This window comes from Vibrio sp. 10N.222.55.C6 (assembly GCF_041473395.1).
GTDB lineage: Bacteria > Pseudomonadota > Gammaproteobacteria > Enterobacterales > Vibrionaceae > Vibrio > Vibrio crassostreae_C.
In genome coordinates, this window is sequence record NZ_JBFRSD010000002.1 from 361,193 (window position 1) to 375,829 (window position 14,637).

A 14,637-nucleotide genomic window follows, 5' to 3' on the forward strand; every position below is an offset into this window, starting at 1 on the left:
TACCTTATGCTTTCTTTAGCGCTTTGATTTGAACTAGGTTTGTATGCTGAGGGTTACCCTTAGCAAGTGGGCTCGGGCGCTGAGTCGTCAGCACGTTGATAGAGCCTGCATGGTCGATCTTCTGACCATCTGGTGCGTACCATGCACCTTCGCCTAGTGCCACAACTCGAGGAAGAATCCTAGGTGTCACTTTCGCTGGAATATGTACTTCGCCACGGTCGTTGAAAATACTCACCATGTCGCCGTTATCAATACCACGTTCTTTTGCATCGATTGGGTTGATCCACAACTCTTGCGGTGCTGCTGCTTTGATTTCTGCAACGTTGCCGTAAGTCGAGTGAGTACGTGCCTTGTAGTGGAAACCGGTTAGCTGAAGTGGGTACTTCTCTGCTAGTGGGTCGTTATGACCTTCGAAAGAGTCCGCGTAAATCGGAAGTGGGTGAATCACTTCGTCTTCTTTCAGCTTCCAAGTCTTCGCGATATCAGCCAGTTGCTCTGAGTAGATCTCGATCTTGCCACTTGGTGTGGTCAGTGGGTTCGCTTCAGGATCTTTACGGAAATCTTCATAAGCGATGTAGTGGTGGTCGTAGCTACGTTTGTAGATACCCAGCTCTTTCATCTCTTCGAAGGTTGGCAGTGTTGGATCGTTCTTACGAGTTTCTGCGTAAAGGTGCTCAATCCATTGCTCTTGAGTACGGCCTTCGGTGAACTCTTTTTCTACGCCCATTCGTTTCGCAAGCTGAGTACACATCTCGTAGATAGATTTTGCTTCAAACTGAGGCTCAATCGCTTTCTGCGCGTAGATGAAGTAAGGCATGTTCGCCGCTTTACCGTCCATACACCAGTCGTCTTGCTCAGACGTTGTTAAGTCTGGCAGGATGATATCGGCGTACTTCGCTGAAGACGTCATATGGTTATCAACCACGACAATCATTTCACACGCACTTTCATCTTGAAGAATCGCGTGAGTCTTGTTGATGTCTGAGTGTTGGTTAATGATGCAGTTACCTGCGTAGTTCCAGATCATCTTGATTGGGTTCTTAAGGCGCTCTGCACCGCGAACACCATCAGTGATGTCGGTCATTTCATGGTGACGGTAAATCGCGTCTGTCCACATGAACATTGAAATAGACGTTTCAACTGGGTTTGGCACAGTAGGGAAGCGCACAAATGGAATGTTGATGTCGCTTTCACGAGCGCCTGTTGAACCGCCTGATACGCCCACAGAACCAGTGAGCAGTGACAGCATCGCGATTGCACGACACGCTAGTTCACCGTTCGCAGTGCGTTGTAAGCCCCAACCTTGGTGAATCGCACATGGTTTCGCTGTGCCCATTTCACGGCCAAGCTTAACGATGGTGTCAACTGGAATCCCCGTGATCTTAGAAGCCCATGCTGGTGTCTTCTCTACGCCATCTTCACCTAAACCTAGGATGTAAGATTTGTAGTCGCTGTTTTTAGGCGCTGATGCAGGAAGGGTCTTCTCATCGTAACCGACACAGTATTTGTCTAGGAACGGTTGGTCGACAAGGTCTTCAGTGATCATCACGTGTGCAAGACCCGCTACCAATGCCGCATCTGTAGAAGGACGAATTGGGATCCATTGATCTTCACGGCCACCGGCAGTATCGGTGTAGCGAGGGTCGATGATGATCGTTCTTGCGTTTGATTTGTTTTTGCTTTCAACGTAGTGGTGGATCTGGCCGCCACCAGACATACGCGTCTCAGCAGGGTTGTTACCAAACTGAATGTTAAGTTTAGTGTTCTCTAAATCAGAGAAAGAGTTGTTGTTTGCCCAACCGCCGTAGGTGTAGCTCAAGCCTTTCGTGATTTGCGCTGTTGAGTAGTCACCGTAATGGTTTAAGTAACCACCACTTAGGTTCATTAGACGAGCAATCAGCGTTTGAGCTGGTGGCCAAGATTTAGTAACCGTGCCGCCCAGCGTACCTGTACCGTAGTTTAGGTAGATAGTGTCGTTACCGTAGTCTTTGATAAGGCGTTGCATGGTGCCTGCGACTTCATCATAAGCCTCTTCCCAGCTAATACGCTTAAACTTACCTTCACCACGTTTACCCACACGTTTCATTGGGTACTTTAGGCGATCTGGGTTATAAACACGGCGGCGCATCGAGCGACCACGTAGACACGCACGAACTTGGTGATGACCGTATTCGTCAGTGCCTGTGTTGTCTGTTTCTACGTATTTGATTTCACCGTTTTGTACATGCATACGCAGTGGGCAGCGAGAGCCACAGTTTACTGTACATGCACTCCATACGATTTTCTCATCCACATTTTCAGCAACTGCAGCCGCTACTGGTTTGGATTTGAAAGGTAATGCAATACCGCCCGCAAGTGCAGCTGCACTACCTACTGCAGAGGAAGCTTTCATGAAGCCTCTTCGAGTAAGATTCATTACCCCAGATTCTTTCTTATTCGTCATTCTAAGATGCCTTTTACTATTGATAGCTAGCACTTTATAGGTAGTTTGTTCTTTATGTATTTATTTCGAATTATTGATTGATTGGCATCAAATAAGTGTGGAATTTAAAGTTTATGAATTGAATGTATAAAATAGATCAAAGAATGAAATGAGTTAATTAATATAATTATCTTTAAACCTATAACGGTATAAATAATAATGATTATCGATACGCATAAATTGTTGGGTTCGCTATTTTATCAAGCGACAAGTAAAGAACAGTTAATCACCATTGTCGAAGCTTTGGTTGAGAGCGAAGTACTCTCTGAAGAATGCTTGCAGGCATTAAGAAGCGAAGACGAAGATGCGCTCGCAGCAGAGTTCAGCCGCCTGTTTGAAGGCGTTGGAGACATGCCAGCTCCGCCTTGGGGTTCTGTGTACCTAGATAAAGACCGCGTTGTGTTTGGTGCTTCTACGGTTGAGTATCGCCAGTTTTTAGAATTGAATCAGATTGAATTAGACACTGGGTTAAGAGAGCCGGAAGATCAATTTGGTTTAATGTTATTCGCTCATGCGTATTTGTTAGAAAATAATAATATTAATTCAGCTGGTGAATTACTTGAGGGTCACTTATTAACTTGGTCTTCTGTTTATTTAGAAAAACTAAATAAAGCATCAGAGTTATCTTTTTATAAAAAGCTATCGGTTGATGTAATAGATTGGTTTAAGTACTTAATATCTGAATATAATTTAAACGTTGCTACTAAAAAGTTATATATCGATTAATGTCTGAACAAATAAATTCAAATAGACGCGGTTTCTTAACTCGACTTTCTAAACCGGTTAAAGCCGCCGCGAATTATGAAGAGATATCACAGCGCTTGCATGCAAGACCGCCAAGAGCGGTCGATGAGGTGCTGTTTGAGCGTCTTTGCGACGGTTGTGGATTGTGTGAACAATCGTGTCCAAATAGCGTTATTGAGGTGCTAGAGGGCAGTGCGCTGCTGAATTTGGATTACAACAGTTGTTCTATGTGTAACAAATGCACTGAAGTGTGTCCGACCGGCGCACTTCATCCAACGGTCACGCCTTATATCGACCTCAAGCCGAGCTTTGCGGATAGCTGCAATAATTACATGCAAATGGACTGTTCAGCATGCCAAACGGCGTGTTCAGCTGGTGCAATACACATCGAAGTAGGAGAGTTGCCTACAGTGGACAAAGATAAGTGTAACGGCTGTGGAGAGTGCCGAAGCGCTTGTTATATTGGCTCTGTGACTCTTAACCTGACTCAGCAATAAACGTTTGGCTTTGTATGACACAAGCCAACAGGAAGATTTGGTTGAGTGATAGACGAGTCGCTTTAGATACCTAAAGACATAAATAGAAAAGGGTCCGCATTCCTAAAGGAAGCGGACCCTTTTTTGATTCTTATTGACGATATTCGAACAAAGTGACCTAAAGCCAGCTGGCTTATGCGCGTTTTTGCTTGTTTCTATGAATAACGTTACTCAGCGATAGCTCAGTCTTTGCTTTACAGATACAAGGCAATATCTCATTACCTTGCGTGTAAGCCATAGCAAAACCAACGTACTCGACCTCACCAGAATCCAACGTGCAGCGGCAAGCGCCACAGTGACCATCTCGGCAGTTGTATTCTGGCTCTAACCCAGCTTGTTCCATTGTTTCCAACAGAGTGTTTGAAGGGTTAGATTCAATTGAAGTCAGTTTGTTGATTTTGATTGTTGGCATTACAGCTCAAATCCTTCAAAGTCGTCAGCTTTTACTTCGTTGTCGATTTGGCCAACTAGGTAAGAACTGATTTCTGCTTCTTGTGGAGCAACTTGAACGTTATCTGAAGACAACCAAGCGTTGATCCATGGAATTGGGTTCGACGTTGCTGCTGGGTAAGCCGTACCTAGGCCAACAGCCTGCATACGGATGTTGGTAATGTACTCAACGTATTGGCAAAGAATGTCTTTGTTCAGACCAATCATAGAGCCATCTTTGAATAGGTATTCTGCCCACTCTTTCTCTTGCTCAGCCGCTTCTTTGAATAGGTCGAAACACTCTTGCTTACACTCTTCAGCGATCTGCATGAATTCAAAATCATCTTGACCATTGCGTAGCAAGTTGATCATGTGCTGTGTACCAGTAAGGTGAAGGGCTTCATCACGAGCGATTAGCTTGATGATCTTCGCGTTACCTTCCATTAGCTCACGCTCAGCGAATGCAAATGAACATGCGAAACTTACGTAGAAACGAATCGCTTCTAGTGCGTTTACAGACATTAGACATAGGTAAAGTTTCTTCTTCAGGTCGTGAAGTGAAATCTTAACGTCTTCGCCGTTGATGCTGTGGTTGCCTTCACCGTAGCGGTGGTAGTCAGCCGTTAGCTTGATTAGGTCGTCGTAGTAGAAAGCGATGTCTTTAGCACGCTTCAGAATCTCTTCATTTTCAACGATGTCGTCGAATACTACGCCTGGATCATTCACGATGTTACGGATGATGTGCGTGTAAGAACGAGAGTGAATCGTTTCAGAGAAAGACCAAGTTTCAATCCAAGTTTCAACTTCTGGTAGAGATACCAATGGAAGTAGGGCAACGTTAGGGCTGCGGCCTTGGATTGAATCTAGAAGCGTTTGGTACTTCAAGTTAGAGATGAAGATGTGCTTTTCATGCTCAGGAAGCTTGTTGTAGTCGATACGGTCGCTAGACACGTCTACTTCTTCTGGACGCCAGAAGAAAGAAAGCTGCTTCTCGATAAGCTTTTCGAAGATTTCGAATTTTTGTTGGTCGTAACGTGCAACGTTTACCGACTGACCCAAGAACATTGGTTCTTTTAGTTGGTCATTTTTTTGCTGAGAAAAAGTACTGTAAGCCATAAATGCCTCAAATCCTTTAAAGACCCGTAATAAAACGGACCCTGTTAATGCTTTAAACCCAGAGAAGATAACTCTTCTCTGGGGTCTTAATGTTTATTGCGGTTTAGATCTTACAACCGCCGCCTTCACAATCTTCTTCCGGCACTTGAACTGCATCGCCTTGGTCGTCTTTAGCACCATCACGAGTATTATGGTAGTAAAGCGTCTTAACACCGTACTTGTACGCTGTTAGTAGGTCTTGAAGCAGCTTCTTCATTGGTACTTTACCGCTGTCGTAAACACTTGGATCATAGTTAGTGTTTGCAGAGATAGCTTGGTCAACGAATTTTTGCATGATACCCACTAGGTGTAGGTAACCGTCGTTAGAACCAATGTTCCAAAGTAGCTCGTAGTTCTCTTTAAGATTTAGGAAATCTGGAACCACTTGCTTAAGGATGCCGTCTTTCGATGCTTTCACTGATACGTAACCACGTGGTGGCTCGATACCGTTAGTCGCGTTCGAGATTTGAGACGATGTCTCAGAAGGCATAAGCGCTGTTAGCGTAGAGTTACGCAGACCGTGCTCCATGATCTCTTCACGTAGAGAATCCCAATCGTAGTGCAGTGGCTCTTCACATACTAAGTCGATATCTTTTTTGTAAGTATCGATTGGCAGTAGGCCTTTCGCGTAGTTGGTCTCGTGGAAAGATGGGCAACGGCCTTGCTCTTTCGCTAGTTCAACAGATGCTTTTAGCAAGTGGTATTGAATTGCTTCAAAAGTACGGTGAGTCAGGCCATTCGCGCTGCCATCAGAGTACTTAACACCATTCTTCGCTAGGTAGTATGCGTAGTTGATTACACCTACACCTAAAGTACGACGGTTCATTGTCGACTTGTATGCAGCTGGAAGCGGGTAGTCTTGGTAATCAAGCAGTGCATCTAGAGCACGAACAACCAGCTCAGAAAGCTCTGCTAGGTCGTCCAGTTCATTGATTGCGCCAAGGTTGAATGCTGAAAGCGTACATAGTGCAATTTCGCCTTCGTCATCTTCTACGTTAGAAAGTGGCTTAGTAGGAAGCGCGATTTCTAGACATAGGTTCGATTGACGAACAGGTGCTACTTCAGAATCAAACGGGCTGTGTGTATTACAGTGGTCAACGTTCTGAATGTAGATACGACCAGTAGAAGCACGCTCTTGCATTAGCAGAGAGAAAAGCTCAACGGCTTTAACCGTTTCACGCTTCACTGAAGGATCGTTTTCGTACTTAACGTATAGCTCTTCAAAACGGTCTTGGTTTTCGAAGAACGCATCGTAAAGGCCAGGTACGTCTGAAGGTGAGAACAGGCTGATGTTGCCACCCTGAACTAGGCGAGAGTACATAAGCTTGTTCAGCTGTACGCCGTAATCCATGTGACGAACTCGGTTCTCTTCAACGCCGCGGTTGTTTTTCAGTACTAATAGAGACTGAACTTCACCGTGCCATAGTGGGTAGAATACCGTTGCTGCACCGCCACGAACACCACCTTGAGAACAACATTTTACTGCTGTTTGGAAGTATTTGTAGAAAGGGATACAGCCCGTGTGGAACGCTTCACCATTACGGATTTCAGAACCAAGCGCACGGATACGACCTGCGTTGATACCAATACCAGCACGTTGAGATACGTAACGAACAATTGAGCTTGCTGTCGCGTTGATAGAATCAAGGCTGTCACCACACTCGATCAGTACACAAGAACTGAATTGACGAGTAGGCGTACGTACACCAGACATGATCGGTGTAGGTAGAGAAATCTTAAACGTAGACGATGCGTCGTAAAAACGTTTGATGTAGTCAAGACGAGTCGATTTCGGGTATTTAGCGAATAGACACGCAGCAACTAAAATGTAAAGGAACTGAGCACTCTCGTAGATTTCTTTCGTTACACGGTTTTGCACGAAGTATTTACCTTCGAGCTGCTTAACCGCTGCGTAAGAGAAGTCTAAGTCACGTTTGTGGTCGATGTACTCGTCAAGCTCTTCGAATTCAGCTTTCGTGTAATCTTCCATAAGGTGGCTATCGTATTTACCCATATCAACCAGTTTTGCAACGTGGTCATACAGTGCAGGCGGCTCGTATTCGCCGTACGCTTTTTTACGTAGGTGGAATACAGACAGACGTGCTGCTAGATATTGGTAATCAGGAGTCTCTTCAGAGATTAAATCCGCTGCTGACTTGATGATAGTTTCATGAATGTCAGTAGTGGTGATGCCATCGTAAAACTGAATGTGAGCTTTCAATTCTACTTGTGATACAGAAACATTGTGCAAGCCTTCAGCTGCCCATGTAATCACGCGATGGATCTTCTCTAGATCGATCGTTTCTTTGCGCCCGTTACGCTTGGTAACAGTAAGTTGTTGGTTCATTCTGCTTAATTTCCCTAACAAAACTGAACAAGGCCGTGTTTTTGTGTATTTCTGTGTAATTTTTGTAAATTACGTTTCGGCTTTGTGATCTTGGTCTACCCATACATTGTAGTTCAAACACAACATATAGGGGTCATTTGTTTGTTGGGTTACAAGATAGTGCTACAACTGATATTTTTCAAGGTAAAGAAATGGGGTTGCTTGTGGATAAGTGGTGGATTGAAAAAAAACTGTAAGTGACCACTAACTGATGAGGTTATATGTGACTTGATTGTATAAAAGTCGGCTTTTAATGATGCTTTATTTTTGCACGCCCATAAAAAAAAATTCCTTGATCTTTGGCCAAAATGGGCGATTGATTTTAGGCGATTAAATTTAAATCGAGGTGGTCAAAATGGAAGCTAGCGCACGAAATTTAGACTGAAAAAAGTCGCAAAGTTATGGTAATTGCAACTCTTTTCATTCGTCTTTTTTACAAAAGGTTTTACGGTAGGGCTACCGATATTTTTTAGCCAAAGTTTTGCGTGTGGACGATGTAGTTTACGTCTACATTTGTGCCTAAACGATAAGTGTCCGTAAGAGGATTGTAGTGCAGCCCTGTAATCCCTAGTTCTTGCAGCGGAGTGTTATCGACCATCTTGATAAGTTCAGCAGGGCGAATGAACTTCTCGTGTTCATGAGTGCCCTCAGGAACAATCTTAAGTAGCTTTTCTGCACCAACAATAGCGAACAGGTAAGATTTGAAGTTACGGTTCAAGGTAGAGAAGAACACGTGACCACCCGGTTTCACTAATTTTGAACATGCACTAATCACAGATTGTGGATCAGGAACGTGCTCTAGCATTTCCATGCACGTTACCACATCGTACGTCTGTGGGTTCTGTTCTGCGTGGTCTTCGATAGTGCTCTGGATGTAATCGAGCTTGGTGCCCGTTTCTAATGCGTGAAGGCGCGCGACTTCTAGCGGTTCTTTACCCATGTCTAGGCCTGTCACTATCGCACCTTCAACCGCCATGCTTTCTGCAAGAATACCGCCGCCGCAGCCAACATCGAGGACTTTCTTACCAAATAGGCCTTCAGTCTTCTCTAATACGTAATTTAGTCGCAGTGGGTTGATTTGATGTAGTGGCTTAAATTCGCCTTCTAGATCCCACCAGCGTGACGCCATGTCTTCGAATTTCTTGATTTCTGCTGGGTCTACGTTCTGTGATTTAGTCATAATCGGCATTTCCAAGTTAAATAATGCATCCATGAAATTGCAGGCATTATAACTTGCCTTTTCGCGCTGACCAGAAGATCTACAATTTTGCTAGTTTATTGGATGTAAAGTGACCATGTTTCAGCAAGATATGATGCGGAGGTGCAATTTCTCATCAATTGATTGGCTACAAGGGTCACAAGATGGTAAAAGGAGAGGGAAAGTGATGCCTCCGTAGGTAAATTTGTGTTATATTTTTCGGTCTTATACGTATTCAAAAATACGATCTGACTATAGAGGGAAAATGGCTCTATGAGCGATCTAGCGAAAGAGATCACGCCCGTAAATATTGAAGATGAGCTTAGAGGTTCATACCTAGACTACGCGATGTCCGTCATCGTTGGTCGTGCCCTTCCAGATGTGCGTGATGGCCTAAAACCTGTACACCGCCGCGTTTTGTTCGCGATGAATGTACTAGGTAATGATTGGAACAAACCATATAAAAAGTCTGCTCGTGTAGTAGGTGATGTAATCGGTAAATACCACCCACATGGTGATAGTGCTGTATACGATACTATTGTTCGTATGGCGCAACCGTTCTCACTGCGTTACATGCTAGTTGATGGCCAAGGTAACTTTGGTTCTATCGATGGCGACTCCGCGGCTGCAATGCGTTATACCGAAGTTCGTATGGCGAAAATTGCTCACGAGCTCCTGGCTGACCTTGATAAGGAAACTGTGGATTACGTACCGAACTACGATGGTACAGAACAAATTCCAGCAGTACTTCCTACAAAAATTCCTAACCTATTGGTAAACGGTGCTTCTGGTATCGCAGTAGGTATGGCTACCAACATCCCACCACATAACCTTGGTGAAGTTGTTGATGGCTGTTTAGCATTTATCAATAATGAAGATATCACTATTGATGAGCTAATGGACTATATCCCTGGTCCTGACTTCCCAACAGCAGCACTTATCAGTGGTCGTAAAGGCATCGTAGATGCTTACAAGACTGGCCGCGGTAAGGTTTACATGCGTTCAAAAGCGGATATCGAAGTAGAGAAGAATGGTAAAGAAACCATTATCGTTACTGAGATCCCTTACCAAGTAAACAAAGCTCGTTTGATCGAGAAGATTGCTGAACTGGTTAAAGATAAGAAAGTAGAAGGCATCAGTGCACTGCGTGACGAGTCTGATAAAGACGGTATGCGTATTGTTATTGAATGTAAGCGTGATGCAGTAGGCGAAGTGGTTCTTAACAACCTATACGCTCAAACTCAACTGCAAACGACTTTCGGTATCAACATGGTTGCGTTGAATAACGGTCAACCACAGTTGTTCAACATCAAAGACATGCTTAAGTGCTTCGTAGACCACCGTCGCGAAGTTGTGACTCGTCGTACTATCTTCGAATTGAAGAAAGCACGCGACCGTGCACACATCCTTGAAGCATTGTCTCTAGCACTTGCTAACATTGATGAAATCATTGAACTGATCAAGAGCGCGCCAACACCAGCAGAAGCTAAAGTTGGTTTAGTGTCTCGTGGTTGGGATCTTGGTAACGTTGCTTCAATGCTTGAGCGTGCAGGTACTGACGCAGCTCGTCCTGATTGGTTAGAAGACCAATACGGCATCCGCGATGGTCAATACTTCCTAACGGAAACACAAGCACAAGCAATTCTAGAACTTCGTCTTCACCGCCTAACAGGCCTTGAGCACGAGAAGATTCTAGACGAGTACAAAGCCCTTCTAGAAGAAATCGCTGAGCTAATGCACATTCTTGCAAGCACTGAGCGTTTGATGGAAGTTATCCGTGAAGAACTTGAAGCAGTACGTGAAATCTATGGCGACGAGCGTCGTACAGAAATCACAGCGGCAGTTCATGACATCGACATGGAAGAGCTGATTGCTCAAGAAGACGTTGTAGTAACGCTTTCTAACGCAGGTTACGTTAAGTACCAAATCCTAAGCGACTACGAAGCTCAGCGTCGTGGTGGTAAAGGTAAGAGTGCAACTAAGATGAAAGATGAGGATTACATTGAGCGTCTGCTTGTTGCTAATACTCACGATAACATCCTATGTTTCTCTACTCGTGGTAAGACATACCGTCTGAAAGTTTACCAACTGCCATTAGCAAGTCGTACTGCTCGTGGTAAGCCTATCGTTAACATTCTTCCTCTAGAAGAAGGTGAGCGTATCACGGCTATCCTGCCTGTTTCTGAGTTCTCTAACGAGAAATTCATCTTCATGGCAACGGGTGACGGTACTGTTAAGAAGACATCACTGGATCAGTTCGCAAACGTACGTGCTAACGGCCTAATTGCAGTTAACCTACGTGACGATGATTCACTGATTGGCGTTGACATCACTAACGGTGATAGCGACATCATGCTGTTCTCTAAATCGGGCAAAGTTGTTCGCTTTAACGAGGACAAAGTACGTGCAATGGGCCGTACTGCCTCTGGTGTTCGTGGTATGAAGCTTCCAGAAGACGATCAAGTAGTATCGTTGATTGTTCCTTCTAACGAAGGCGATATCCTAACTGTGACTCAAAACGGTTACGGTAAGCGTACTGAACTAGCTGAATACCCAACGAAAGGCCGTGCAACGCAAGGTGTGGTTTCTATCAAAGTCTCTGAACGTAATGGCCCAGTTGTTGGCGCTGTTCAAGTTGAAGAAGGCGACGAAATGATGATGATCACCGACGCAGGTACGCTAGTACGTACTCGCGTAGCGGAAGTAAGCCAAGTTGGTCGTAACACTCAAGGTGTAACACTGATTCGTACTGCTGAAGACGAGAACGTTGTAGGTCTACAACGTATCGACGAAGTAGAAGAAGCTGAGATTGTAGAAGGCGAAGCTGAAGAGGCTGGTGCTGAAACTATTAACGCTGACGTTGCTGAATCAAGCGAAGAGCAAGCATCAGACGCTTCTGATAGCGAGCAAGACACTGAGTAATCTTTCACTTCTATAAATAGAAGTTGAGACAAAAAGCCGAGCCATTGTGCTCGGTTTTTTATTACCTAGAATTTGGCTGTGACTTGTTTAAAAGCCAATAGCTAAACCTCGATCAATATTGTTTTAGTGAGAAAAAGGTACAGTAAAGCGTCAATGAAAGGAGAATGGAATGGATATCTGGTTACTGATTGCTTTGCTGCTAATGAGCCTATTTCTAGTGGCAATCGTGATCGCATCAAACAGAAAAACCAGTCATCTTAAAGGCAACCTCCTTATTTCATGTGTGGCGATATTAGCCAGCATTCTGGTTTGGTCTCAGATGAAACAAGAAGCCCCTCAACTTACTTCAAGTGACGACAGCAGCTATACAGCAACAGATTTCCAAAATGAACTTCAGCAGAGCCTGGAGCAAGACCCTAATCAATTAGACCTTTGGTTTAAGCTTGGTGGTGTTTATATGCAGAAAGGGGAGTTTGATGCTGCATTTACCTGTTACGACTATGCGATTCGTTTAGACCCACAGGCGCCTTCAGGGCTTTATGCAGCTAAAGCGAGCGCCTTGTATTACCTAAGTTCACAGGCGATGAGTGATGATGTGAAAGTGCTCTTAAATCAATCCATGGAGCTTGATCCCAACGATCGTACGGCATTGATGTTGATAGCGACCGATCACTTCATCAGTATGCGCTACCAACAAGCGATCGATGCTTGGACTCAACTTCTCGATTCTAACCAGAAAGGCATTGATCGTGTCTCTATCATCCATTCGATCAACCAAGCTAAGCAAATGATCCGTTAAACGGGCACTATCTGTAATTTCGAGATTATTTGCTTTCTTGCATCTCAATTAAACCGCCAGCGTTGTGGATCTGTGTAAACCCTTGAGCTTTCAAATACTGGTAAGCTTGTCCTGAGCGGTTACCACTGCGGCAATACAAAACGATAGGTTGAGCTTTGTCTATGCTGGCAAAGTGCGTAGCGACTTCAGAAAGAGGGTAGTTAATCGCATTGTCCAGATGACCTTGCTTGAACTCTCCTGGTGTCCTGACATCAACGACCAGCGCACCTTCCTCAATCATTTCCCACCCTGTTTCTGCTCGTTCTGAGGCGTGAAGTCCTGAACTTGTTAATGCGATGCATAATGCCGAAAGCGAAAGTAAGTGCTTCATTCTTTGTTCCTTGAATTAGCTAAAAGGTAATGTGAAATTGGGACGGTTGAGTGCGCCCAAATCTAAAAAACCAGCCACACCTTTACAGTGTGACTGGTTTTATCTTATTGGTCTATTTGAAGGAACTAGTATTCGTAGTTAGCTTCACGCTTTTCAGCTTGCTCTTCCCACTTAGGAACCACGGTGTCTAAGAAGTGTTGCTTCTCAGCATTCATCTTATCCATGTCCATTCCTAGCGCTTTCTGAGCGGCTTCTTTGGTTGAGATATCTGGAATCTCGATTGGATCGGTAATGCCTTTCTTCGCAAGTAGACGAACAATCTTAGTTCGCGCGTCTGCTGCGCGGTCAACCGCCGTTCCAAGAACCTCTAGGGCTACTTCAGGCGCGTGCATGTGAACACCATGAGATGCGATAGCGTAGTCCCAACGCCATTGCGCATGACGAATATCTTGTAAGATAGGTGCCATCTCTTGTTCTGTTGCGCCTGCTTCCCATGCTGCGCCTGCTTCAAAGTGAGCGGCTACGATTTGTTTCTCAGCGGTCAGCTTCATGTTTAGTACTTGAGCTTTGCGGCTTGAAACGATGTTACGCATGGTCTCTTTAGATTGAGTATGGCAGTTAGCACAAGTGTCTTCGAAGCGGTCAAACGGGTTACCTACTTTATGGTCGGTGTAAACGGTACCGTCTTCTTTCGTCACTTTAGGCATGTGGCAGTCAACACAAGCGACGTTGTTCTTACCGTGAATACCTTCACGCCAAGTTTCGTAACCTGGGTGCTGAGCCTTTAGCATTGGTGCTTTAGAGACTTTATGTGTCCAATCTTTAAAACCAATCTGATCGTAGTACTCTTCCATCTGTTCAACACGCGTCCCTTTATCCCAAGGGAATTTCACACCTTTTGTTGGACCCGTGAAGTAGTATTCCACGTGACACTGAGCACACACAGAGGCTTGCTGATCAAAGCGACCTTGCTCTTCGAAGTTCTTCCCAATCGCATCGAACGCACGTTCAACATAAGGACGAGTGATCTTTAGTGCAGGTTCGCCATTTTTAAAGCCTTCACTTTGAGTATCGTGACAGTCGGCACAACCAATTGGATTGACTATCTCGCTGCCAAGACGAGCCCATTTACCTTCAAAGTAGCCGTCTTCACCACGCTCTTCAATAACGCGTGCTACGTCTGGGCTTTTACAGCTCCAGCACGCCATTGGCATTGGGCCTGAATTTTCGTCGGTTGGTCCGCCAGTACGCAGGGTTTGTCTTACATCATCAACCGCATAAAAGTGGCCGCGGGCTTTGTTGTAGTCTTTCGCGAAACCGTAGCCCGCCCATAGAATAACCATGTTTGGATCTTCTTTTAGTGCGTCTTCAATGGCTTCGCTCTCTGACGTTTGTCTCCATGAATGGTATTGATCTGGGTGGTTTTGCTCGAACTGGTCGTTACGAGGATCACCAATTTCTTTTTGTTCAGACGCAGCAAAACTGGTCGCGCTTACTAGTGATGCGCTAACCATTAATAATGCTGTGACGGAATTACGTATCCAATGCTTTTTCACAGTGATATCTCCAATATACTGATTTTTATACCAAGCGTTGTGAGTTTGCTATTCAAATTA

Annotated in this window: 11 protein-coding genes; 4 read left to right on the forward strand and 7 right to left on the reverse strand. The window is 44.7% G+C overall.

Annotated features, from left to right (window positions below):
- Positions 1-4: 4 nt before the first annotated feature.
- Complete coding sequence (locus AB4486_RS03305) at positions 5-2,443, reverse strand: DmsA/YnfE/YnfF family dimethyl sulfoxide reductase (RefSeq protein ID WP_372116471.1); 2,439 nt, start codon at positions 2,441-2,443, stop codon at positions 5-7.
- 198 nt (positions 2,444-2,641) lie between these two features.
- Between AB4486_RS03305 and AB4486_RS03310 the strand changes: the two genes are divergently transcribed.
- Entirely contained in the window at positions 2,642-3,208 is a 567-nt protein-coding gene (locus tag AB4486_RS03310) for a molecular chaperone (RefSeq protein WP_017060995.1), read from the forward strand.
- Entirely contained in the window at positions 3,208-3,723 is a 516-nt protein-coding gene (gene napF / locus AB4486_RS03315) for a ferredoxin-type protein NapF (RefSeq protein ID WP_372104689.1), read from the forward strand. Before AB4486_RS03310 ends, napF begins: the two co-directional genes overlap by 1 nt.
- 172 nt (positions 3,724-3,895) lie before the next feature.
- Here the strand turns inward: napF and yfaE are convergent, their stop codons facing one another.
- The 4 genes from yfaE to ubiG form a co-directional block, all read right to left on the reverse strand.
- A complete protein-coding gene (gene yfaE, locus AB4486_RS03320; protein WP_010438115.1) occupies positions 3,896-4,174 on the reverse strand; it encodes a class I ribonucleotide reductase maintenance protein YfaE in 279 nt (92 codons plus the stop codon).
- Complete coding sequence (nrdB, locus tag AB4486_RS03325) at positions 4,174-5,307, reverse strand: class Ia ribonucleoside-diphosphate reductase subunit beta (protein WP_017063554.1); 1,134 nt, start codon at positions 5,305-5,307, stop codon at positions 4,174-4,176. Before nrdB ends, yfaE begins: the two co-directional genes overlap by 1 nt.
- 103 nt (positions 5,308-5,410) lie before the next feature.
- Entirely contained in the window at positions 5,411-7,693 is a 2,283-nt protein-coding gene (nrdA, locus tag AB4486_RS03330) for a class 1a ribonucleoside-diphosphate reductase subunit alpha (protein WP_017060992.1), read from the reverse strand.
- A gap of 508 nt (positions 7,694-8,201) precedes the next feature.
- Positions 8,202-8,945, reverse strand: coding sequence for a bifunctional 2-polyprenyl-6-hydroxyphenol methylase/3-demethylubiquinol 3-O-methyltransferase UbiG (gene ubiG, locus AB4486_RS03335; RefSeq protein WP_372116472.1), 744 nt, complete (start codon positions 8,943-8,945; stop codon positions 8,202-8,204).
- 258 nt (positions 8,946-9,203) lie between these two features.
- On the opposite strand from ubiG, the gene gyrA reads away from it, so the two are divergent.
- Together gyrA and AB4486_RS03345 are read left to right on the forward strand one after the other, a co-directional pair.
- Positions 9,204-11,852, forward strand: coding sequence for a DNA topoisomerase (ATP-hydrolyzing) subunit A (gene gyrA / locus AB4486_RS03340; RefSeq protein ID WP_372116474.1), 2,649 nt, complete (start codon positions 9,204-9,206; stop codon positions 11,850-11,852).
- A 169-nt stretch (positions 11,853-12,021) separates the two neighbouring features.
- Entirely contained in the window at positions 12,022-12,651 is a 630-nt protein-coding gene (locus tag AB4486_RS03345) for a tetratricopeptide repeat protein (protein WP_372116476.1), read from the forward strand.
- Between the two features lie 25 nt (positions 12,652-12,676).
- Here the strand turns inward: AB4486_RS03345 and AB4486_RS03350 are convergent, their stop codons facing one another.
- Positions 12,677-13,021, reverse strand: a complete 345-nt coding sequence (locus tag AB4486_RS03350; protein WP_017063559.1) for a rhodanese-like domain-containing protein — start codon at positions 13,019-13,021, stop codon at positions 12,677-12,679.
- A gap of 125 nt (positions 13,022-13,146) precedes the next feature.
- Positions 13,147-14,577 carry an ammonia-forming nitrite reductase cytochrome c552 subunit gene (gene nrfA, locus AB4486_RS03355; protein WP_029235145.1) on the reverse strand — a complete coding sequence of 477 codons (1,431 nt, stop codon included), beginning with the start codon at positions 14,575-14,577 and terminating at the stop codon, positions 13,147-13,149.
- Between the last annotated feature and the right edge of the window lie 60 nt (positions 14,578-14,637).

Excerpts from the sequence above, each read along its gene's own strand:
- AB4486_RS03305 (WP_372116471.1), bottom strand. The coding sequence starts at position 2,443 with ATGACGAATAAGAAAGAATCTGGGGTAATGAATCTTACTCGAAGAGGC.
- AB4486_RS03310 (WP_017060995.1), top strand. The coding sequence starts at position 2,642 with ATGATTATCGATACGCATAAATTGTTGGGTTCGCTATTTTATCAAGCG.
- napF (WP_372104689.1), top strand. The coding sequence starts at position 3,208 with ATGTCTGAACAAATAAATTCAAATAGACGCGGTTTCTTAACTCGACTT.
- yfaE (WP_010438115.1), bottom strand. The coding sequence starts at position 4,174 with ATGCCAACAATCAAAATCAACAAACTGACTTCAATTGAATCTAACCCT.
- nrdB (WP_017063554.1), bottom strand. The coding sequence starts at position 5,307 with ATGGCTTACAGTACTTTTTCTCAGCAAAAAAATGACCAACTAAAAGAA.
- nrdA (WP_017060992.1), bottom strand. The coding sequence starts at position 7,693 with ATGAACCAACAACTTACTGTTACCAAGCGTAACGGGCGCAAAGAAACG.
- ubiG (WP_372116472.1), bottom strand. The coding sequence starts at position 8,945 with ATGGATGCATTATTTAACTTGGAAATGCCGATTATGACTAAATCACAG.
- gyrA (WP_372116474.1), top strand. The coding sequence starts at position 9,204 with ATGAGCGATCTAGCGAAAGAGATCACGCCCGTAAATATTGAAGATGAG.
- AB4486_RS03345 (WP_372116476.1), top strand. The coding sequence starts at position 12,022 with ATGGATATCTGGTTACTGATTGCTTTGCTGCTAATGAGCCTATTTCTA.
- AB4486_RS03350 (WP_017063559.1), bottom strand. The coding sequence starts at position 13,021 with ATGAAGCACTTACTTTCGCTTTCGGCATTATGCATCGCATTAACAAGT.